Here is a 21030-nt window from a genome sequence, read left to right on the forward strand (position 1 = left end):
TAAAGGGTAAATTGGAATTATGAGTTCTTTGTCAGCGATTAATTTATGGGAATATGAACAATTGGCAAAAGAGCATCTTTCACAGATGGCTTTTGACTATTATAGTAGTGGTGCATGGGATGAGGTCACATTGCGAGACAATCTGGCTGCGTTTACAAGAGTTAAACTGCGTCCGAAAATGCTGGTCGATGTCAGTGAAGTTAACCTCACTACCAAGATTTTAGGACAATCTTTGCAACTACCTCTATTAATCGCACCAATGGCTTTTCAATGTCTAGCTCATTCAGAGGGGGAAATTGCTACAGCTTTAGCTGCTGCTGACTCAGGTGTGGGTATGGTTTTGAGTACCTTGGCTACTAAAAGTTTAGAAGCGGTTGCTACAGTTGCCAATGGTTTACAATGGTTTCAGCTTTACATTCACAAAGATCAGGGTTTAACTCGTGCTTTGGTGGAACGAGCATACAAAGCTGGCTATAAAGCACTCTGTCTGACTGTAGATGCTCCTATACTGGGAAAGCGAGAACGAGATCACCAAAATGAGTTTACCTTGCCTCCTGGCTTATATCCTGCCAATTTAACTGATATCTCTGGTTTGGATATTCCCCAAGCACCAGGAGAATCTGGTTTATTGACTTATTTTGCTCAACAGATTAATCCCGCAGTCACTTGGCCAGATTTACAATGGTTACAATCCCTCAGTCCCCTACCTTTGGTAGTAAAGGGCATTTTACGGGCTGATGATGCTGTCCGGGCTGTAGAATATGGAGCACAGGCTATTGTTGTTTCTAATCACGGTGGTAGACAATTAGACGGGGCGATTGCTTCTTTGGATGCCCTACCGGAAATTATAGCCGCAGTGGACGGTAAAGCCGAAGTTCTGTTAGATGGAGGAATTCGTCGCGGTACGGACATACTCAAAGCTTTAGCTTATGGTGCTAAAGCTGTACTCCTTGGACGACCTGTGTTATGGGGGTTATCAGTAGCTGGACAAATTGGTGTATCTCATATTATTTCTTTGTTACAAGATGAGTTAAATGTGGCAATGGCTCTCAGCGGTTGTGCTACCATAACAGATATTGATTCTAGCTTAGTTAGTATCATCGGTGATCATCGGGGTTCTATCTAAGCAATGTTAGAAATACTTAAATCTGGTGGTATATCTTGTATTCTTCCCGGTCCAATGGCTTGTAATCCTTCTTTGAGGATAATATCACCAGTATACAAGGCTTTCCCCACTATCACACCTGTTACACCCTGGGGTTCTAAGGACAATAAACTTAATAAGTCGGTGACTGAACTTACACCTCCAGAAGCAATTACGGGTATGGAAATGGCCGCAGCAAGTTCTCGTAATGCGTCTAAATTTGGTCCTTCTAATGTTCCGTCTCTGTTTATATCAGTATAAATTATGGCTGCTGCTCCTAATTCCTGCATTTGTACTGCTAGTTGGGTGGCTAATACTGATGAGGTTTCTAACCAACCACGAGTGGCAACTAGGCCGTTACGGGCATCTATACCAATAATAATCTTTTCGGGAAATTCTTGACAGAGTTGTTGAACTAGTTGGGGCTGTTCAACTGCGACAGTTCCCAGAATTGCCCAATCTACTCCTAGATTAAATAATTCTACCACACTTGTGCGATCGCGCAATCCGCCCCCAACTTCAATGGGTATGGAAAGATGATTTCTAATGGCTGCAATGGCTGCTAGGTTAACTATTTTACCAGCTTTCGCGCCGTCTAAATCAACTAGGTGTAATCTGGTCGCGCCTTGGTCTGCCCACATTTTAGCAACTTCTACGGGATTTTCGCTAAATACTTGGGATTGTGTGTAGTCTCCTTTGTATAGTCGCACGCAGCGACCTTCTAGTAAATCAATTGCGGGTATTACTTCCATGATTTGTCAGTGGTTAGTTGTCAGTTGTCAATGGTCAGTTGTCAGTTGTTCGTTGTTCAGTCCCTGTTCCCTGTTCCCTGTTCCTTAATTCTTGTACTGCTTGACGGAAGCCTAAGACTAGTAAGATGTTAGCTAGGGTTAAAAAGGCTTCCGCGCTGCCATGTAACCAGTCTACATTGGCTAATTGTTCTCCATACTGCACTTTGGCGTAAATGCCGGCGGGAATGGTGACAGCAACAAATACCAATGTGCCGTAAAATCCATATAGGGCTAACCGTGGCATTTGTGGACTGCGGCTGATAAACCACAAGAAACCCAAATAGGGAAACAGAGAAAGGGCAAAGAGGGTTTCTTTTGATATCATTGTTCTGATTTGATGGTTTGTGTCTTAATTGGGCTTTTAGGCTTGGTAGAACGCCAAATTACATAAGCTGCCGCCCAAAGGGTAAAGTTACCAACTAATGTCATGGTAGCTTGTAGGGTGACTAACCATTCTAAAGATTCGGAATTGTCGAAGTAATGCCAAGTGCAAGCACACATTGCGCTAATTAAAGCTGGTAACATAGCAAAGGATAATCCCCACCAAGTCCGATTTTCTGTAAGTTCACCATATATCCAAATTAGCCATATTGCGGTTATCCACTCAAGAACGCTGGAAATATGAATTATCCAGGTGGGAATTGAAAGTACGTGCATAATTGTCGGTTGTCAGTGGTCAGTGGTCAGTTGTAAATAACTGGGTTAAAAAAATCTAAAATCTAAAATCTAAAAATGGCAAAAATGCGGGTTTTATTGTCTGGTTATTACGGTAAGGGTAATGGTGGTGATGAAGCTTTGTTAGCCACACTTCTGCAAATGTTACCACTTGATGTTACTCCTGTGGTGCTTTCTGGAAATCCTGAAGAAACTCATCGTCATTATGGTGTGGAATGTTACAATCGTATGGCGTTTTTCTCCGTCTTCAAGGCTTTGCGTTCTTGTGGTGCTTTTGTTTGGGGTGGTGGTAGTTTAATTCAAGATTGTACTAGCATAATTAGCCCTTTTTATTATGGCGGATTGATGGCTTTAGCTCAAGTTATGGGTTTAAAAACTGTGGCTTGGGGACAGGGTATAGGTCCGTTGTTGCGCTCCCAAACTCGATTTTTAGCCCAGCGTAATTTTGCGGGTTGTACTCAGGTGAGTGTGCGCGATATTGCTAGTTCTCGGTTATTATCAGATTGGAGTATACCCCATATTCTTGCCCCTGACCCGGTTTGGGCGTTAGAATCAAAGCCAGTACCGGAATTAGTAGATTTACCAAAACCGAGAATTGCGGTTACTTTAAGAAATCATCCTCAATTAACAGAAAATCGGTTAACAAATTTAATTCAAGCTTTAGTTAATTTACAGAAAGAGACTCAAACTTTTATTTTATTATTGCCATTTCAAAAAAGCGAAGATCTAGCAATTGCGGAAAAGATTCATACTCAATTAAAAGATGTGAGTAGAGTTATTTGTTCCGAAGATCCACAAGTTTTAAAAGGTGTGTTTCGTGGTGTGGAAATGTCCATAGGAATGCGTTTACATAGTTTAATTATGGCAGCTAGTGAAGGTTCTCGTTGTTTTGCATTGAGTTATGATCCTAAAGTCAATCATTTAATGGAAGATTTAAAAATACCTGGTTGGGATTTACATAATTTACCAAATGATGTAGAGTTAATTAGTAAAACTTGGATTGATTATTATCATCATGGTGCGGCTTTGTCACCTAATAAAATTCAATCTTTAGTAAATGGAGCTTTTTTGCATCGGGATTTGTTAAGTAAAGTGTTAAAATGAAATTTCCGAATAGGTGAGTCATTTCCTAGTTATGAGGTGATATAGATGTATTATGCTGATATGGCAGTACACGGAAAAAATAGACATTTACAGCTTTTAGTGGAAGTTAAAAATAAACGTAGTGCATCTAAAATTTGGGCTGCTAAAATGCGACGCAATATGTATGCTCATGGGTTACTTCCAGAAGCACCTTTTTTTCTATTAGCACTTCCAGATAAATTTTATTTGTGGAAAAATATAGGTTTATCTACTGATTTGATAGAGCCAGATTATGAAATTAACCCTGAATCTTTTCTTAAGCCTTATTACCCTAAAGCTTATGCTCCCAACTATGAAATTAGTGGTGAAGGTTTTGAGCTAATAGTTTCTGCTTGGCTTCATCAAATATTAACATTACCATCTGTTGATTTACTCCCGGAAAATATGGATTGGTTAGTAAATTCAGGTCTATTTGATGCTATTCACCACGGACACCTAAAATTACAGGAACTGGTTTGATTGTAATGGATGTTTATGTAGAAACGAATTTTGTCTTAGAACTGGCGTTGCTTCAGGAGCAGCAGGAAAGTTGTCAAAAACTGCTAGACTTGGCAGAAGCAGGAAGAATAAATTTGATTTTACCCGCATTCAGTCTTACAGAACCTTATGAAACGCTAATTCGTAGGGAAAAAAATCGTCGAAACTTATCACAAGATTTGCATAAAGAGCTTTCTCAGCTTGGACGTTCTCTACCTTACCAACAACAGGTACATACTTATCAAGAGATTACTGAGTTTTTGGTAAATAGTGGAAGAGAAGAAAAGCAAAGATTCCAAATAGTTGTAGAGAAGTTATTAGTGGTTAGCAAAGTCATTCCTTTAACAGTGGAGATATTAATCGCAGCTATGGGATATCAGTCTGATCTTGACTTTACACCCCAGGATGCTATTGTTTACGCTTCGGTTGTTGAACATTTGAATAAGTCAGGTGAACAGCGATGTTGCTTTATTAATAGAAATTCTAAGGACTTCGATAATCCAGATATTCAAGAAGCTTTAGATAAATATAATTGCCGAATATTATTTAAATTTGATGCTGGATTTGGCTATATTAAAAATCAAATCGGGATTGTCTAACTAACTTAAATTGTGATGACAAAACCTGCAACTTACTTTATAATTTAGTTAAGGTTGATATCATCCTCAAGGAGATTGATTATGACAGCTATAACCGTCAACTTAAACCCCATTATCCAACTTACTGACAACCAATTTTATCAACTCTGTCGAGAAAATCCTGAAATCAAATTTGAACGCAATACCAAAGGAGAAATATTGATTATGTCACCAACAGGAGGAGAGACAGGAAAACGTAATGTAGAAGTTGCAGCAGATTTTGTATTTTGGAATCGTCAAACTAAATTAGGAGTTTGTTTTGATTCTTCCACCTGTTTTAAACTTCCTAATGGTGCAAATCGTTCTCCTGATGTTGCTTGGATAAAAAAAGATAGATGGGATAAACTTACAACAGAAGAACAGGAAAAGTTTCCACCAATTGCTCCAGATTTTGTTTTAGAATTAATGTCACCTAGTGATACTTTACAGGAAACCAGAGCAAAAATGCAGGAATATATAAATAATGGAGTTAAATTAGGTTGGTTAATTAATCGGAAAATGGGTCAGGTGGAAATTTATTGTCTTGGTAAACCAGTGGAAATATTAGACTTTCCTCAAGAATTATCAGGGGAAGATATTTTACCAGGATTTATTTTAAATGTGGAAATTATGTGGGGATAAATATTAATATTATTTATCAACTGCCAAAAATCTCAACAACAAATTTTGTTTTTCCAAATCTGTATTTCCTTGAGACTGATTATTCCCGACTACTTTAAAAAAACAGTTTCGGATTCTAGTAATATGTTTAGTCATTTTATCAATTCCCTTTAAAGTATGAATACTTTTAGGTAAACGTCCACAAAAAACAGAGGGAACAACATCTAATAACCACCAATCAAAAAGTTCCCGTCTACCTTGTGATCCTGGAAAAATAGCATAACCCTGGAAGCAATCATCTAAAATGTTTAATATAGCTGCTCTGGTTCTCACAGACTCCAGCACTTGCAGCATATTGTCAAAAACATCAACAGCTTCATCAAGAGCTTGATATTGTCCCAAATAATTCTGATAATCCTGAAATGAAACGTTAAAATATGGCTGATAATTATGTTGAGAATATATCCAATCTCGAAAAAGATACTGAAATATATTACCAGTTATTGTTTCACGATTAAAACGAGCTGTCTCACCGGGTAAATAAGTTTTAATCGTTGGTTGTACAGCGATTCCCATAACTATAGCCATAAAGAAATAGCAATAACTTATATCTAAACTATTTTTTTCTTTTTCTATTGCATCAAATACAGTGATTAAAGAATCTTCTAAACTTATTCCCTTAATGTTTTTCTCTTCATATAATTCTGCATAGGAATATGACTGAATTCTCTCTATGACTAAACGTAAAGAATCAGGAATTTTAGCAGATAAAATGAGAGGAGACTTTTCAACTTCATGCAATATGAATGTCATAGTTAATTGCTACTCGGAGGATAAGGATATGTCCAGGAGATAGTTATTTTTATCTCAGGAAATTTTTGACGAAACTGATTTATAACACCTTGACAACTTTCACAAGGTTTTCTTTCTGTGTAAAGATACAATTGCCCTCTAACGCGGTTATTATCCTTATTGTAGATAAATTCTAAAGTTTCTGCAATGGCTGACAAAACCTTATATTCCGCATCAGTATCCATAATACGTTCTGAGTGAGAATCTACAGCAGGTTCAAATTGTCCTCCCTTTGACTTAGGTTCTGGTTGAGGTGCTGGACTGTTGGCTCTAGATGTTGCACCCATTCCAAAAGCTTTACCATCTTCTAATCGTACCTCGATAATAGCAATATTACCCTTCGGAAATGATCTTCTAAGATATATCTCTCGGATATTAGCTGCATCTGAGATTAAATTTGGTTCTTCCATATTGGATTTATAATAATAATCAAATAATTAATTTAGCTACAATAAAATTGCTGTATTAGCTAAATAAATGCTAAATATTCATTTTTTTCTGGTTCTTGGTTCTATCACATGAGGATTGACTCCAAAATATTTTGCGGCTGCTGACATATCAAATGTTAATAAACTAATATCCCCTAACTCTTTAACACCTTGAGGTTGAGAAGATTTAATATCTAAAACTTGAATAATTTCCTCTGCGACTGCTTGCGCTAAAAGCGGGGGAACAGAATTACCAATTTGTCGAAAACCATGCCATTTTGTGGGATGAAATCTAAACCAATCAGGATAGGAATGTAACCGCGCAGCTTCCCTCACAGTAATACATCTGGGAATAAAAGGATGTATAGGACGAGGAGAAGTAAATGCCCCTTTATTACTAGGTGTTCCCGCTCTTAAGGTATTACATAAACCATGAGGATCAAGTTTATGAAAACGACTGATTGATTCGATTTTACCATGGGGTGTAGAGGCAAATCTTTCTCTAGATTCCGTTGAATGTTTGCTTCTTAAACTTGATGTGAGTAAATTATGATCATACTGACGTTGATAGGAATAGTTGTTTTTGGCAATTTCCAGATTATGCAGTTTTTTAGCATAATTACTAGGGTTACTAAATTCAGTAATTATCCAATCTTGTTGATATAATTCTGGATAGTTTTCTATGACTGGTAAATCTTGTAATGCGTCCCAAACTGTCGGAGATTTTTGATCAGGGAATGTAATTTTTTCTGGATATTTGGGTAATTCTATATTTTGACGTGAACCGAGTAAAAATAACCTTTCCCGATTTTGTGGTACTCCATAATTAGCTGCATTTAAAACTTGATAATTTGCATTAACTTGATAACCACTTTCAGTAAATTGATTAATAATTTCAGCAATAAATTCCTTGTGTTTTCCTACTGTGATTCCTTTGACATTTTCTAATACAAAAAACTTGGGTTGTAATTCTACAACCAATCTAATAAAATGGAAAACTAAAGAATTTCTGGGATCATCAAAAGAACGTTTTCCCATTAATGAAAAACCTTGACAGGGAGGACCACCAAAAACTACATCAATTTCTTGATTAGCAATTTGAGAACTATTTCTAATTTCCTCCCCTGTCGTCTCTTCTACGCTTTTACATAATACAGTCCAAAAAGGAAAATTAAATTTATGAATTGCACAATGAATTGGGTCTATTTCCACAGAGGCAAGGACATCAAAACCAGCTTGTTCAAAACCTAAAGTCATCCCTCCTGCACCTGCAAATAAATCAACTGCTATTGGTCGTTTTTTGGTCATTTTAACTATTATCTACTTTTTCATTGCTAATATTTCCTTTGCAGTGCGATCGCACACTCCCAATTCTCCCAAAGAATAGCGCATTTCTTGATAACCTGTCAAGGTTTTTTGTCTTTTTTCTGAATTTAATAATAGTTCCATAGTAGCTTGAGTAATATTCTCTGCTGTGGCTTTTTCCTGTAAAAATTCTGGGACAATTTCCCGCATAACCACTAAATTTACCGGAGAAGCAAAGGGAATTGAACCTTTAAGAATATGACGTGCAATCCAAGCTGTAAGGGGGTTTAGACGATAAACAACAACTTGGGGAACATTTAATAATGCTAATTCTAAATTCACAGTTCCCGATTTAGTAATTGCAAAATCAGCCGCTGCAAAAACCTCTCTTTGTTGACCTAATACTACCGTAGCTTTCACACCATAATCTTTAATTGCTGCTGTAATTGTATTTCTAAATGTTTCCAAAGATAGCGGAATCCAAAAATGGACATTTGGTAATTTAGATTGAATATTTTGAGCAGCCTGAAAAATAACTGGTAATAGATATTTTAATTCTTGATGACGGGAAGCTGGTAATAAAGCAATGGTCATTTCTGCGTCTTTAATTCCTAATTTCTCCCTAGCAATTTCTCGACTGGGTGCATTTGCCATTCTATCAATTAAAGGATGTCCTACCCAACAAACATTAGCCCCATTTTGTTGATAATATCGCGCTTCTTCTGGGAAAATTGCTAATAGTTTATCTGTAAAACCAACAATGCGGTTAGTATTCTGAAAACTCATTGACCATACCCACTCTTGGGGCGCAATATAATAAGCAACAGGAACATCAGGTAAATTTTCCTTCATGTAAGTCCCAATACCCAAATTAGGACCCATATAATCAATTAATACAACCAAATCAGGAGGATTTTCTTTTAAATAAGTAATCGCTTGCCGTTGTACTCTTAATGTAGGGATAACATAAGGTAAAGATTCAATCAAACCCATAGAACCAATACCACTCGTATTACCCAAAATTTTCGCCCCAGCTTTGGCCATTTTCTCCCCACCCAAAGCCACGATTTCTAATGTCAACCCGACAGCTACAGCTTGACGCTGAAGTGCTGCAATTAATAGCGACCCCTGTAAATCGCCGGAAACTTCACCAGTGCTAATAAATATCCGCATTTTAGATTTTAGATTTTAGATTTTTACTTCCTTTTCTGTTTTCTTGATTCTTCTTCTTTTCTTCCTTCGTATTCTTTGCGTTTTTGTGGTTTTTTAAAACTTTATTCTTCCTACCAAAACAAAGTAACTGATAAATTTTGAGAACGGGAAAAACCCGCCCCCAGATTTGAGTCCTTACTTATTATTCATCAATAACTGTTTTTTTGCCTTTTCCGGGAATTAAACCTCTTCTTCCTGGCATTTGGGAAAGTAGCAAAAAACGGCGGAGATGTTTTAATTCTTCTGTATCTCCTAAATTTTCCAACTCTTCTAAAGCATCTTTAAATAAGAACTCAGAACGGTAGAGAAGACGGAAAGCCTTTTTAATTAATTGAAAATCACTTTTTAGCATTCCCGAACGTTTTAATCCTACCAAATTTAGCGATCGCACTCTTGCAGGATTTCCTTCTACTAACATATACGGAGGTACATCTCTATCAATGCGTGCCATACCGCCTATCATTGACATCCCCCCAATATGTACAAATTGATGTACACCTAAAACACCGCTCAATCTAGCTCGTGATTCAATATGTACATGACCCGCTAATGCTACAGAGTTAGCAATAATTACAGAATTTTCAATTAAGCAATTATGACCCACATGAACATAAGCCATTAATAAATTACCATTACCGATTACCGTCGCTTCTCCACGCCCAGTAGCGCGGTTAATCGTTACGTACTCACGAATGGAATTATTATTGCCAATTTTTACCCAAGTTGGTTCTCCGACATATTTGAGGTCTTGGGGCTGCATACCGATAGCAGCACCCGGAAAAATCTGATTTCCCGTACCAATTTCACAAAGTCCTTCTAAAACAACGTGAGGTCCAATGACAGTATCTGCACCAACTCTAACATTCTCTCCTATCACAGCATAAGCGCCGACTTGCACTGTTGGGTGGAGTTCCGCATTAGTATGTATGACAGCAGTTGGATGAATAAGTGTTTTCAAGGGTGAATCTCCAAAACTAAGTGCTGTGTATGAAATATTTTACTGAATAAAAGTGTCGGGCAAAGTAAGTTATGTGTGAGGGCAAAAATTTAGAATTAGCCAAAAGTTGTGTTTAATTTATTTAGGCTTGCTTGAGGCTGCAAGGTATCTAAACATTAGCCATTGAGATTCAATATTAATAAATAATAACTAATGACTAACAACCAATCACCTTTAACTAATTAGAGAAAACATTAGTTCTCCTTCAGCGGCTAGTTTTCCGTCCACCTCCGCTCGTCCTTGCATTTTTCCGAAACGACGCTGCTTCACCCACAACAGTTCCACAGTCATCACCAGTTGATCACCGGGGACAATTTGCCGCCGGAAGCGGACCTTATCAATACCAGCAAATACGAATAGTCCTCCTTGTGAATTTGGCATTTGCGTCATTACCACACCCCCGACCTGGGCCATCGCCTCAATAATTAGCACACCGGGCATCAGCGATCGCCCTGGGAAATGCCCTTGAAATTGGGGTTCATTAAAGGTAACATTTTTAATACCCACGGCCTTTTTTCCCGGTACATAATCAATAATCCGGTCTACGAGTAAAAACGGATAGCGATGGGGTAAAAGTTCCTGAATCTCCTCAATACTAAAGGTAGTTTTAATTGTCTGTGTATTGGTATTATCCTCACTTGATGTATTCACTTCCTGAGAATCAGCTTCGGTAATAGTTGACATTAGTTGTACGTTATTTGAATGATTAAACACTAGAAATAAGTGAAGTAACTGCTATAAACTTGGGAATTTTAGATCAGTTCTAAAATTTTCCGTGCTAGTTCAATGTGTAAATTATGACTAGCTTTGTACGCGAAAAAATGAGCAACAGGGAAAGTTCCCAGTAAACTTAGATCTCCGACTAGATCCAAGATTTTATGACGAACTGGTTCATTTGCAAATCTTAATGGTGGATTTAGCCAACCTTGGTCCCCACAAACCAAAGCATTATCTAAACTACCACCTTTAATCAGTCCCGACTTTTGCAGATATTCGATTTGATGTTGTAAACCAAAAGTCCGTGCTGGAGCAATTTCTGTCGCAAAATCACCAGCAGATTTTTCTAAACTGGCCGTTAATAACCAACTGTGCCATTGATTACCAATTGCAGGCAAGTTAAAATCTATCCCATAGCTAAATCTAGTTTCCGACGCAGGTAAAGCGCAAACAAAAGCATCACCTTCATAAATCCAAATCGGTTCAGTAATAACCACAGGTGCGGTTAAATGATTAGCTGTTTGGGAGACCAAACCGACTTGAGCAATGCTTTCACACCAAATTTGAGCCGAACCATCTAAAAGTGGTACTTCTGGTCCATCAATTTCCACTCTGGCATTATCTACCCCCATAGCCGCCAAAGCTGCTAATAAATGTTCCACCGTGCGAACACAGACCTCACCCTGACCCAATTGAGTAGAAAGCACAGTTTGACTCACAGCCGCCACTTGAGCGGGAATTATTGGTGAATTTGGTAAATCTACCCGCATAAAAAAGCGATTGCTGTCGGTTGGTGCGGGTAGTATTCGTACTTGAGTATTGACACCACTATGTAACCCCACACCAGTCTGAGTAATTTCCCCAGCTAAAGTATGTTGTTGCATGGCCTGACAATCCAGATATTGTAGTGAGTATTGTTCATATTCCGTCTTGAGTACAAACCCTGATTAATCTTGTCTGAAAATTATGAAAATCCTTAGCCACCGACAACTGACCAAATTAAAATCTTTCTCCAATGCCAAAATTGATTCGACTATCACCTTCATCAGTGATACCGTAATCTATCCTAATTGGTCCGAGTGGAGATTGTATCCGTAAACCCAAACCATAGCCATAGCCATTACCGTTTTTATTTAACACCTGTGCCGCTTTGGTACTACTTCCCAGGTCACTACCATAATCAAAGAATAGTGCACCACTAACAACAGAGAAAACAGGGAAACGATATTCAACAGCAGCTTGTAAATATCTGCTACCAGTACCCAATCGTCCTTCATCATAACCCCGAACTGAATTGCTACCACCCAAGGTAAAGGCCTCATAGGGAGGGACATCGCCCAAGATTGTTCCCCCTTGAAGATTAAAGGCCAAAGTTTCCGATTTTTTACTAAAGCTAATCAATTTAATCGGTAAATACTGACTATAATTACCCCGTAACCTCGTCATAAAAACACTACCTGTACCTATAGGTACAGATTGATCAATTCCAAAGCTGAGGAAAGAACCTTTTGTGGGTTGTACGGGATTATTACGGAGATCCCTTTGTATTCCCAGTCTTAATAGTAACAAATCATCTTCCCCAGAAGGCGAAACGGTGAGAGGAATTTTATCGCTGATAATCTTGCCACTACCATCAAATATTGCCCCTTCCTTTCGCAAATTGCCATCAGCATCACGACCAGAAACCCGTTGATACTGTAGTCCAGCGGAAGCCAACCACTCGGAGTTTTTGAAAGGATTGGCGGAAAGGGGACGGGTAAAGTTAATACCACCACCTAACCGGGTAATCCGGGGGGTAACTTGCTGATTTGTATCCGTTATATTACTAGGATCAAAAGTATTAATATTTTGATTTTTACCTTCAAATATTGTGGAAATAGAACGACGACGGAAAATATTTGTCGTATAGGAGGTACGGTAAGGATCACCAGCAATCCAAGGGTCAGTAAAGCGCAGGTCAAACAGTAGTTCCCGTTCTCCTAACTGTATCTCCGTCCCTAATTTTTGATTTCTTCCCCCCAGGTTTTGTTGCTGATAGCTGATAGTCCCAAATAAACCACTGGCGGAACTTATCCCTGCCCCAGCGGCAATAGAACCACTACTGCGTTCAATTACATTAACTAACACATTTACTTTGCTGGGGTCACTACCAGGGGCAAGGGATATAGGCTCAGTATCTGGTGGTTCAAATAACCCCAATCCATATACCCGTGCTAGGTCTCTCTGGACTGTATTCCGGTTGAATATGGTTCCTGGCTTTAATTCCAATTCCCTGATAATAATATAATCCTTTGTCCGCCCCCGAATTGGATTTCCTTTGTCGTCTACATCCTCACCATCTTTATTACGGAACCGGACTTTAACGCTCTCTACAACCCCTTCTGCTACTTGTAGGGTGACAACTCCGGTTTCTGATACTTTGGGCGCTCCAATTAAATTGGCCAGTACATAACCTTGGTCTTGATAAAGTTTGGTTAATTGCTTGATTCCCTCATTCAATTCTCGCAAGTTGAGGATTTTGCCATATTGACTGCTAAATATTTCGTTGGCCGTTGTCACAGGCAGTACAGAAGCTACACCCGTACCAGGATTAACTTCTAATTCGACTTTAGAAAGAATGGGATTGGGGGTAACAATAAAACTTACCCGCACACCAAGGGGGGTATCTTCTGGAAATGCTTGCACGTTGGAGAAAAACCCAGTTCTAAAAATCGCATTAATATCTTCTTGGATTTGGGAACGGGTGCTTGTTTGTCCGGCTTGGGTGCGAATTACTTTATAAACTTCGGTTTCTAGTTCGGGGGTAACTGGTCCTGTTTCCGATTTAATCATGACTTCGGATATCAGTACACGGGTTTCCCTTGGTTCAGGATTAGGGGAGGGTGTGGGTGCTGCTGTGGGAGTTTCAGCCTCAGGTGCTTGGGTCGGTTGTGTTGGAGTAACTGGTGTTTTTTGAGGAACTATTGTCGGTTTTGGGATAATAACAGGTTGCTGATTTACTGGTTTAGGCTCTACAGTGGGCGGTTTGGGTTTTTCTCGACCAGTTTCAGTCTCAGGAGCTTGTGCTGTGATGTTGGGAGTTAAAACTTTGACCAGAGGAGAAAATTGGTTAGGTTCTTTTTCTGTAACTGTTGGCACTACCAGGGTATAAGGTGCTGGATTTTCATTAACAGCACTTTTTACAAGATTCTGTTTTTCTGGTTGGTTTGTTTCTGATGTCAAAACTTCTGTGGTCTGTGCTTGACTATCAGTAGTTTGGGCATTTGCTTTGACGGAAATTGCTAACGGGATTGTCATGGCTACCATTGCCATTAATCTCGGTGTTAAATGTTTTTTAATCATGTTTCTTTTCACTACCACACACCATTGTTCTTTAAGTTATACGAAAAATTATTTACTCAATTTTGTAGTTATCTACTACTTTTAATACTCTTTCTAAAACCTCCTGGTAGGCATTTTCTACGTTTCCTAAGTCACGACGAAATCGGTCTTTATCCATAATTCGGCGGTTAGTATCGGTTTCGGCTATGTCCCATAAACGACAGGTATCGGGACTAATTTCGTCCGCTAAAAGCACCTGCTGTTGTGAGTCCACACCGAATTCAAGTTTAAAGTCCACTAGGATAATTTGACATTTTTTCCAAAACTGCTTGAGAAATTCGTTGATTTCCAAAGCAAGATCGGTAATTTGAGCCACTTGTTCCCTTGTCGCTAATTCTAGAAGAAATAAGCGATCGCTTGTTAGTAAAGGATCACCTAAATGATCATTTTTATAATAAAATTCCACTAAGGGCTGTGATAATACCGTCCCTAATGCTAACCCCGTTTGCTGACACAGGCTACCAGCGGCAATATTTCTTACTACTACTTCTAAGGGAATGATTTTTACAGCCTTAACTCTCATCAAATTAGGGGCTGGACTATCAATAAAATGTGTTTTAATCCCCTGTGCCGCTAATTGTGGAAATAGTTGACTGGAAATACTACAGTTAATCATGCCTTTGTTTTGAATGCTACCCCGTTTTTGAGCATTAAAGGCTGTAGCATCATCTTTGAACTCAGTTAACAAGATATCTGGATCATCTGTTGCGTAAAGAATTTTAGCTTTGCCTTCATAGAGCTTAGAATTAACAGACATGGTGGTAGATAATGTTTTCGGTAATGGACTGCTTAAATCTGAAAATTTTCCTATTTTAAGTAGGTTAGCGTTAAAAATTAATGATCAGGGAACAACGGACAACGGACAACGGACAACTGATAACTGACAATAATTGAAGCTAGACTACCTCAATTTGTAAACAGATAATACATTAAGTCTAGTATTACAAAACAAACTCTATTTTTTCACAGAATATGACCCATCCCTTTATTAAACACCTACATAGTCCAGAACGTCCCGTTATCGTCTTTGACGGTGCTATGGGAACAAACTTACAATCTCAAAACCTGACCGCCGAAGATTTTGGAGGCGCGCAGTATGAAGGTTGTAATGAGTATTTAGTCCACAGTAAACCCGAAGCTGTCGCTAAAGTTCACCGTGATTTTCTGTCCGCTGGCGCTGATGTCATTGAAACTGATACCTTTGGTTCTATGTCCATAGTTCTAGCAGAATACGACCTAGCAGAGCAAGCTTACTATCTCACGAAAAAAGCCGCCGAACTAGCCAAAAGTGTGGCTGCGGAATTTTCCACCCCAGAAAAACCCCGGTTTGTAGCCGGTTCTATAGGTCCTACCACCAAACTTCCCTCCTTGGGTCATATTGATTTTGACACGATGAAAGCCTCTTTTGCTGAACAAGCAGAAGCTTTATTTGATGGTGGTGTGGATTTATTCCTCGTGGAAACTTGTCAAGATGTACTGCAAATTAAAGCCGCATTAAACGGAATTGAGGAAATTTTTAGCAAAAAAGGGGAAAGAAGACCATTAATGGTGTCTGTAACCATGGAAAGCATGGGGACAATGCTAGTAGGTACAGAAATCAACGCCGTTCTCACGATTTTAGAACCTTACCCCATTGATATTCTGGGTTTAAATTGCGCCACTGGACCTGACTTGATGAAACCACATATCAAGTATTTATCAGAACATTCTCCCTTCGTGGTTTCCTGTATTCCTAATGCGGGTTTACCGGAAAATGTAGGTGGTCAAGCACATTACAGGCTTACGCCCGTAGAATTACGAATGGCGTTAATGCACTTTATCGAAGATCTAGGTGTCCAAGTGATTGGGGGTTGCTGTGGGACACGACCAGCACACATTCAACAATTGGCGGAAATTGCTCGGGATTTAAAACCGAAAGTTAGACAGCCAAGTTTAGAATCAGCAGCCGCATCAATTTATACTACTCAACCTTATGAACAAGAAAATTCTTTCTTGATTGTTGGTGAACGTCTTAACGCCAGTGGTTCTAAAAAATGCCGTGATTTACTGAACGCCGAAGACTGGGATGGTTTAGTCTCTATGGCGCGAAGTCAGGTAAAAGAGGGGGCGCATATCCTTGATGTTAACGTTGATTATGTCGGACGTGACGGCGTGCGTGATATGCAACAGTTGGTTTCTCGTATCGTGAATAATGTTACACTACCTTTAATGCTTGATTCCACTGAATGGGAAAAAATGGAAGCAGGGTTAAAGGTAGCTGGTGGTAAGTGTTTGCTCAATTCCACTAATTACGAAGATGGCGAACCGCGATTTCTGAAAGTGCTAGAATTAGCTAAAAAATACGGTGCTGGTGTAATTATTGGGACAATTGATGAAGATGGTATGGCCCGGACTGCGGACAAAAAATTTCAAATTGCCCAACGTGCTTACCGTCAAGCTGTAGAATATGGTATTGCTCCTACGGAAATATTTTTTGATACTTTAGCTTTACCTATTTCTACGGGAATTGAAGAAGATCGAAAAAATGGTAAGGCGACAATAGAATCAATTGCCCGTATTCGTCAAGAATTGCCCGGAAGTCATGTCATGTTGGGGGTTTCTAATATATCCTTTGGTTTAAATCCTGCCTCGCGGATGGTCCTAAATTCCATGTTTTTGCATGAAGCCATGAAAGCTGGTATGGATGCAGCAATTGTCAGCGCGAGTAAAATTTTACCACTAGCTAAAATCGAACTTCAACATCAAGAAGTTTGTCGACAATTAATTTATGATCAACGCAAATTTGATGGTAATGTCTGCATTTATGATCCTTTGGGAGAACTGACGACAATTTTTGCAGGAGTCAAAACTAAACGGAATACGGGAATTGATGAAAGTTTACCAATTGAAGAACGTTTGAAACGCCATATTATTGACGGTGAACGTATTGGTTTAGAAGCACAATTAACTAAGGCTTTAGAACAATATCCTCCCTTACAAATCATCAATACTTTCTTATTAGACGGCATGAAAGTTGTGGGAGAATTGTTCGGTTCTGGACAAATGCAGCTACCTTTCGTATTACAATCAGCGGAAACTATGAAAGCTGCGGTTGCTTATTTAGAACCGTTTATGGAAAAGTCGGAATCTGGTAATAATGCCAAAGGAACTTTTGTGATTGCTACGGTAAAAGGTGATGTTCACGATATTGGTAAAAACCTGGTGGATATCATTTTATCTAATAATGGTTATAAGGTGATTAACCTGGGCATTAAGCAATCTGTAGAAAATATCATTCAAGCTTACGAACAATATCAACCTGATTGTATTGCTATGAGTGGATTATTAGTAAAATCCACCGCTTTTATGAAGGAGAATTTACAGACTTTTAATGAAAAGGGTATTACTGTTCCCGTGATTTTAGGTGGTGCAGCTTTAACTCCTAAATTTGTTAATCAAGATTGCCAAAATACTTACCAAGGTAAGGTTATTTATGGCAAAGATGCTTTTTCTGATTTGCATTTTATGGATAAATTAATGCCTGCAAAAATCGGCGGCAATTGGGATGATTTACAAGGGTTCTTGGATGAAGTTGCAGAAAATGGACATGAATTAGTTGGGAAAAAGGGCGGGCAAGATGCCCACCCCACAATAGATAATGTTGAGATTAAAAAAGAGGTTGATACGCGGCGTTCTGATTTTGTGTCTGTAGATATTGAACGTCCAAAACCACCTTTTTGGGGAACGCAGTTTTTAGAACCTGATGATATTTCTTTGGAGGAATTATTTTGGTATTTGGATTTGCAAGCTTTGGTGGCTGGACAATGGCAATTTCGTAAACCTAAGGAACAATCTAAGGAGGAATATCAGGGGTTTTTAGCTGATAAGGTTTATCCGGTTTTAGAGGTGTGGAAAGGGCGAATTATTGAGGAAAATTTATTGCACCCTCATGTGATTTATGGGTATTTTCCTTGTCAGTCTGTGGGGAATAGTTTATTGATTTATGAAACGAACCACGGAGGCACGGAGGACACGGAGGTAAGAGTCGGTTTTGAGTTTCCGCGTCAGAAGTCTTTGAATCGCTTATGTATTGCAGATTTCTTTGCACCCAAGGAGTCGGGAATAATTGATGTTTTCCCTATGCAAGCGGTGACTGTGGGAGAAGTGGCTACGGAATTTGCTCAAAAGCTTTTTGCTAATAATCAATACACTGATTATCTGTATTTTCATGGTATGGCTGTGCAGGTGGCGGAGGCTTTGGCTGAATGGACTCACGCTAGAATCCGCCGGGAGTTGGGTTTTGGAGATTCTGAACCTGATAATATTCGGGATATTTTGGCGCAGCGTTATCAGGGTTCTCGGTATAGTTTCGGTTATCCGGCTTGTCCGAATATCCAAGATCAGTTTAAGCAGTTGGAGTTGTTGGGGGTTGATAGGATGAAGATGCGGATGGATGAAAGTGAACAGTTGTATCCAGAACAGTCTACAACGGCGATTATTACTTATCACCCTGTAGCGAAGTATTTTACGGCTTAATGGCACTTTATCACCCCCTTTATTGTTAGATGGAGGGGGATTAATGAGATTCTTTTGTACATGAAAATTGTACTCAATTAAAATCAGGAAAAGACATCAATAAAGCACGGTTTTTAACTAACTCCGCTGCCAAATTTTAATGGTTTTATCTAAACTCCCACTAACTAACATTTCTCCAGAGGTAGTAAATGATAAGGTTGTAACTGCATTAGTATGACCAGTAAATGTTCCTAATAATTCCCCAGATTGTAAATGCCATAATTTGATAGTTTTATCAGCACTAGCACTAGCAATAATTTGTTCGTCAGGACTTAAAACAACTGCATTAACACTATCTTGATGTCCTTTGAGAATGTTAATTAATTCCCCAGTGGCTAAATTCCAAACTCGAATAGTTTGGTCTTGACTACCACTGATTAAAAATTTAGCGTCAGCACTCATGGCTAAGGAATTAACAATATGTGAATGACCCATTAAGGTGTATATTGGTTGTGTATCTGGGAAATTTTTCTGATTTTGTGTTGAAGATATTTCCCAAACTTTGATTTTTCGATAGCTACCCGTAATCAAAATTTTGCCGTCTTGACTTAATACCATTGAATGGGCAGCTGTATCATCTAATGATAGCGTATTTTCTACTTGGCGATCGCGCAAATTCCAAAATAAGATCTTGCGATCATGTCCACCTGTAGCTAACATTTTACCATCGGGTGTAAATGCCACACAACGAACATCTCCATGATGTTTATGGAGAATATCAATTAGGTCTAATGCTCCCGTGTGCCAAATCTTAACTGTGGAATCTGCACCTACACTCACTAATGTTTGTCCGTCGGTACTAAAAGCTAAGGAATTAATTTCATTGATATGATCATAAATCACCCAAGGATATTCTGATAATGTTTCGATTAATTCACCTTTAGCTAAGTCCCATAATTTTGTTTCTCCCCGACTACCACTGGCTAAAATGGGGATAGTTTGAACATTTTTACATCCATGATCTTTGACTACTAAAGTTTTAATAGTATAGGCTAAACAGTTAATACCTTTGGTATGTCCTTTCAATGTTTGCCAATATTCCCAATCACCAATAATTTTCTTATGTGGATGATCTGATGGTAAGGTTTGAACGTTTTCTACAATTATTTTCTCATCAGTTATTGCTAGGTTATCCTGTTTACTACCCAGAGATTGTAAATACCAATTTAATCCCCCTGCATACAATAAACTACTAGGGTTTAAATAAGTCTTTGATTCTGAAAAATCTAGTTGATTTGTTGGTAAAAAACCAGTAATTACGGTTTGTTTGTGGTATCCTAATTGAGTATTTCCTGGATAGAACAAACATAAGAAAATTAATACTTGGTGGTTATTAATATCTTCTTGACTAACAGACCAACGGATTTTATCTTTTTTAATGCCGTTAAAACTTTCTCCGTCTGCTACGTGAACTTGAATACTAATTTTGGGGTTATTCGCTAACAAATAAGTAAATTTACTTTGACTACGTAAATTTCCCTCATCATCCAAAACCATATTTTCTAAAGTGTTTTGTGGCACTTTTTTAACTAATTTTCCTAACCGTTTACCAATGATTTGATCTACAATTTGTTCACGGATAAGATAATCTTCTGCTTGACGTTGAAAATAAGTAGGAAAGGGAATTATCCAATCAGGATATTGGGGATATTCAGGTGGTATTGGTGGCGGATTTCTGGCGAGAATTTCGGCTTGCTGACGGGAACATTCGAGAATCTTTGTTAATGAATCCCCCGCAAAGGCCATTACTTCGCTGTGATAACCTTTGACCCGATTTTCTAAAAGAGAAATATCCGCAGTTTTGGTTTTTTTCACCCGGTTTAAGAAGTCAGTTTGTTGCGCTTTTAGTAAATTAATCCAATTCATTTGCATGATAGTGGCACACAATTGCATACCCAAGATAACTTATTTCCAGGGAATAATTACTCAATTTCTAAAGTTTGGTAACTAGGAATTTAGTAACTATTACAGTCTACAAGAATACAAAAACTAGCTGAATTTAATGATAAACATCAACCCCTAATTAACTACGGCTTAATTTTATGTGGTGAGTGAGGTGGGTTTTGATGATTAACCTAAATTTTAACTAACCTAACTAATAATTTACTGTTTCTCT

20 protein-coding genes are annotated in these 21030 nt (G+C 38.5%); 7 read left to right on the forward strand and 13 right to left on the reverse strand.

The genetic code is table 11. The annotated features are described in order from the left end of the window. Positions 1-19 precede the first annotated feature (19 nt). Positions 20-1126: an alpha-hydroxy acid oxidase gene (locus H6G44_RS11615; RefSeq protein ID WP_190386619.1), complete on the forward strand. Its 1107-nt coding sequence runs from the start codon at positions 20-22 to the stop codon at positions 1124-1126. Here H6G44_RS11615 and hisA read toward each other — a convergent pair. The 3 genes from hisA to H6G44_RS11630 are packed head-to-tail and all read right to left on the reverse strand — an operon-like array spanning position 1123 to position 2592. Next, a complete protein-coding gene (hisA, locus tag H6G44_RS11620; protein ID WP_190386618.1) occupies positions 1123-1896 on the reverse strand; it encodes a 1-(5-phosphoribosyl)-5-[(5-phosphoribosylamino)methylideneamino]imidazole-4-carboxamide isomerase in 774 nt (257 codons plus the stop codon). The genes H6G44_RS11615 and hisA overlap by 4 nt on opposite strands. A gap of 34 nt (positions 1897-1930) precedes the next feature. After that, positions 1931-2260, reverse strand: coding sequence for a DUF3593 domain-containing protein (locus H6G44_RS11625; protein ID WP_190386617.1), 330 nt, complete (start codon positions 2258-2260; stop codon positions 1931-1933). Beyond that, positions 2257-2592 carry a DUF2499 domain-containing protein gene (locus tag H6G44_RS11630; protein ID WP_190386616.1) on the reverse strand — a complete coding sequence of 112 codons (336 nt, stop codon included), beginning with the start codon at positions 2590-2592 and terminating at the stop codon, positions 2257-2259. The genes H6G44_RS11625 and H6G44_RS11630 overlap by 4 nt, the downstream gene beginning before the upstream one ends. Before the next feature lie 75 nt (positions 2593-2667). Here H6G44_RS11630 and csaB point away from each other — a divergent pair, with 75 nt between their 5' ends. From csaB to H6G44_RS11650, 4 genes are all read left to right on the forward strand, one after another. Then, a complete protein-coding gene (gene csaB / locus H6G44_RS11635; RefSeq protein ID WP_190386615.1) occupies positions 2668-3714 on the forward strand; it encodes a polysaccharide pyruvyl transferase CsaB in 1047 nt (348 codons plus the stop codon). A 45-nt stretch (positions 3715-3759) separates the two neighbouring features. After that, a complete protein-coding gene (locus tag H6G44_RS11640; protein ID WP_190386614.1) occupies positions 3760-4212 on the forward strand; it encodes a hypothetical protein in 453 nt (150 codons plus the stop codon). Positions 4213-4217: 5 nt separating this feature from the next. Then, positions 4218-4829, forward strand: a complete 612-nt coding sequence (locus tag H6G44_RS11645) for a PIN domain-containing protein (RefSeq protein WP_190386613.1) — start codon at positions 4218-4220, stop codon at positions 4827-4829. An 81-nt stretch (positions 4830-4910) separates the two neighbouring features. Continuing rightward, positions 4911-5489, forward strand: a complete 579-nt coding sequence (locus tag H6G44_RS11650; protein ID WP_190386612.1) for a Uma2 family endonuclease — start codon at positions 4911-4913, stop codon at positions 5487-5489. Between the two features lie 9 nt (positions 5490-5498). Here the strand turns inward: H6G44_RS11650 and H6G44_RS11655 are convergent, their stop codons facing one another. The 9 genes from H6G44_RS11655 to purC all read right to left on the reverse strand — a co-directional run bounded on the left by H6G44_RS11655 (position 5499) and on the right by purC (position 15117). Next, positions 5499-6269: a hypothetical protein gene (locus H6G44_RS11655; protein ID WP_242035064.1), complete on the reverse strand. Its 771-nt coding sequence runs from the start codon at positions 6267-6269 to the stop codon at positions 5499-5501. Positions 6270-6283: 14 nt separating this feature from the next. Continuing rightward, positions 6284-6730: a deaminase domain-containing protein gene (locus tag H6G44_RS11660; RefSeq protein ID WP_190386610.1), complete on the reverse strand. Its 447-nt coding sequence runs from the start codon at positions 6728-6730 to the stop codon at positions 6284-6286. A 78-nt stretch (positions 6731-6808) separates the two neighbouring features. Beyond that, positions 6809-8056, reverse strand: a complete 1248-nt coding sequence (locus tag H6G44_RS11665) for a DNA cytosine methyltransferase (RefSeq protein ID WP_190386609.1) — start codon at positions 8054-8056, stop codon at positions 6809-6811. Positions 8057-8068: 12 nt separating this feature from the next. Next, complete coding sequence (lpxB, locus tag H6G44_RS11670; protein WP_190386608.1) at positions 8069-9226, reverse strand: lipid-A-disaccharide synthase; 1158 nt, start codon at positions 9224-9226, stop codon at positions 8069-8071. Between the two features lie 181 nt (positions 9227-9407). Continuing rightward, entirely contained in the window at positions 9408-10223 is an 816-nt protein-coding gene (gene lpxA, locus H6G44_RS11675) for an acyl-ACP--UDP-N-acetylglucosamine O-acyltransferase (RefSeq protein ID WP_190386607.1), read from the reverse strand. 213 nt (positions 10224-10436) lie between these two features. Beyond that, on the reverse strand, positions 10437-10946 hold the full coding sequence (gene fabZ, locus H6G44_RS11680) for a 3-hydroxyacyl-ACP dehydratase FabZ (RefSeq protein WP_190386606.1): 510 nt from the start codon (positions 10944-10946) through the stop codon (positions 10437-10439). A 68-nt stretch (positions 10947-11014) separates the two neighbouring features. After that, positions 11015-11863: a UDP-3-O-acyl-N-acetylglucosamine deacetylase gene (gene lpxC / locus H6G44_RS11685; RefSeq protein ID WP_190386605.1), complete on the reverse strand. Its 849-nt coding sequence runs from the start codon at positions 11861-11863 to the stop codon at positions 11015-11017. 115 nt (positions 11864-11978) lie between these two features. Further along, positions 11979-14321, reverse strand: a complete 2343-nt coding sequence (locus tag H6G44_RS11690; RefSeq protein WP_190386604.1) for a BamA/TamA family outer membrane protein — start codon at positions 14319-14321, stop codon at positions 11979-11981. A gap of 52 nt (positions 14322-14373) precedes the next feature. Then, complete coding sequence (purC, locus tag H6G44_RS11695; RefSeq protein WP_190386603.1) at positions 14374-15117, reverse strand: phosphoribosylaminoimidazolesuccinocarboxamide synthase; 744 nt, start codon at positions 15115-15117, stop codon at positions 14374-14376. Here purC and H6G44_RS20520 point away from each other — a divergent pair. Both H6G44_RS20520 and metH read left to right on the forward strand, forming a co-directional pair. After that, positions 15116-15244, forward strand: coding sequence for a hypothetical protein (locus tag H6G44_RS20520; RefSeq protein ID WP_276513850.1), 129 nt, complete (start codon positions 15116-15118; stop codon positions 15242-15244). The two genes, purC and H6G44_RS20520, sit on opposite strands and share 2 nt — an antisense overlap. A gap of 88 nt (positions 15245-15332) precedes the next feature. Beyond that, the gene (gene metH / locus H6G44_RS11700) at positions 15333-18875 is read left to right on the forward strand and encodes a methionine synthase (protein ID WP_190386602.1); all 3543 of its coding nucleotides are present in this window, start codon (positions 15333-15335) and stop codon (positions 18873-18875) included. A 117-nt stretch (positions 18876-18992) separates the two neighbouring features. On the opposite strand, the gene H6G44_RS11705 is transcribed toward metH, so the two are convergent. After that, positions 18993-20786, reverse strand: coding sequence for a WD40 repeat domain-containing protein (locus tag H6G44_RS11705; protein WP_190386601.1), 1794 nt, complete (start codon positions 20784-20786; stop codon positions 18993-18995). Between the last annotated feature and the right edge of the window lie 244 nt (positions 20787-21030).

The sequence above is a fragment of the Aphanizomenon flos-aquae FACHB-1287 genome (assembly GCF_014698755.1).
Lineage (GTDB): Bacteria > Cyanobacteriota > Cyanobacteriia > Cyanobacteriales > Nostocaceae > Dolichospermum > Dolichospermum flosaquae.

What these genes read in the sequence shown, in the direction of transcription:
- H6G44_RS11615 (WP_190386619.1), top strand. Translation starts at nt 20, where the DNA reads ATGAGTTCTTTGTCAGCGATTAATTTATGGGAATATGAACAATTGGCA.
- hisA (WP_190386618.1), bottom strand. Translation starts at nt 1,896, where the DNA reads ATGGAAGTAATACCCGCAATTGATTTACTAGAAGGTCGCTGCGTGCGA.
- H6G44_RS11625 (WP_190386617.1), bottom strand. Translation starts at nt 2,260, where the DNA reads ATGATATCAAAAGAAACCCTCTTTGCCCTTTCTCTGTTTCCCTATTTG.
- H6G44_RS11630 (WP_190386616.1), bottom strand. Translation starts at nt 2,592, where the DNA reads ATGCACGTACTTTCAATTCCCACCTGGATAATTCATATTTCCAGCGTT.
- csaB (WP_190386615.1), top strand. Translation starts at nt 2,668, where the DNA reads ATGGCAAAAATGCGGGTTTTATTGTCTGGTTATTACGGTAAGGGTAAT.
- H6G44_RS11640 (WP_190386614.1), top strand. Translation starts at nt 3,760, where the DNA reads ATGTATTATGCTGATATGGCAGTACACGGAAAAAATAGACATTTACAG.
- H6G44_RS11645 (WP_190386613.1), top strand. Translation starts at nt 4,218, where the DNA reads ATGGATGTTTATGTAGAAACGAATTTTGTCTTAGAACTGGCGTTGCTT.
- H6G44_RS11650 (WP_190386612.1), top strand. Translation starts at nt 4,911, where the DNA reads ATGACAGCTATAACCGTCAACTTAAACCCCATTATCCAACTTACTGAC.
- H6G44_RS11660 (WP_190386610.1), bottom strand. Translation starts at nt 6,730, where the DNA reads ATGGAAGAACCAAATTTAATCTCAGATGCAGCTAATATCCGAGAGATA.
- H6G44_RS11665 (WP_190386609.1), bottom strand. Translation starts at nt 8,056, where the DNA reads ATGACCAAAAAACGACCAATAGCAGTTGATTTATTTGCAGGTGCAGGA.
- lpxB (WP_190386608.1), bottom strand. Translation starts at nt 9,226, where the DNA reads ATGCGGATATTTATTAGCACTGGTGAAGTTTCCGGCGATTTACAGGGG.
- fabZ (WP_190386606.1), bottom strand. Translation starts at nt 10,946, where the DNA reads ATGTCAACTATTACCGAAGCTGATTCTCAGGAAGTGAATACATCAAGT.
- lpxC (WP_190386605.1), bottom strand. Translation starts at nt 11,863, where the DNA reads ATGCAACAACATACTTTAGCTGGGGAAATTACTCAGACTGGTGTGGGG.
- H6G44_RS11690 (WP_190386604.1), bottom strand. Translation starts at nt 14,321, where the DNA reads ATGATTAAAAAACATTTAACACCGAGATTAATGGCAATGGTAGCCATG.
- H6G44_RS20520 (WP_276513850.1), top strand. Translation starts at nt 15,116, where the DNA reads ATGGTGGTAGATAATGTTTTCGGTAATGGACTGCTTAAATCTGAAAAT.
- purC (WP_190386603.1), bottom strand. Translation starts at nt 15,117, where the DNA reads ATGTCTGTTAATTCTAAGCTCTATGAAGGCAAAGCTAAAATTCTTTAC.
- metH (WP_190386602.1), top strand. Translation starts at nt 15,333, where the DNA reads ATGACCCATCCCTTTATTAAACACCTACATAGTCCAGAACGTCCCGTT.
- H6G44_RS11705 (WP_190386601.1), bottom strand. Translation starts at nt 20,786, where the DNA reads ATGCAAATGAATTGGATTAATTTACTAAAAGCGCAACAAACTGACTTC.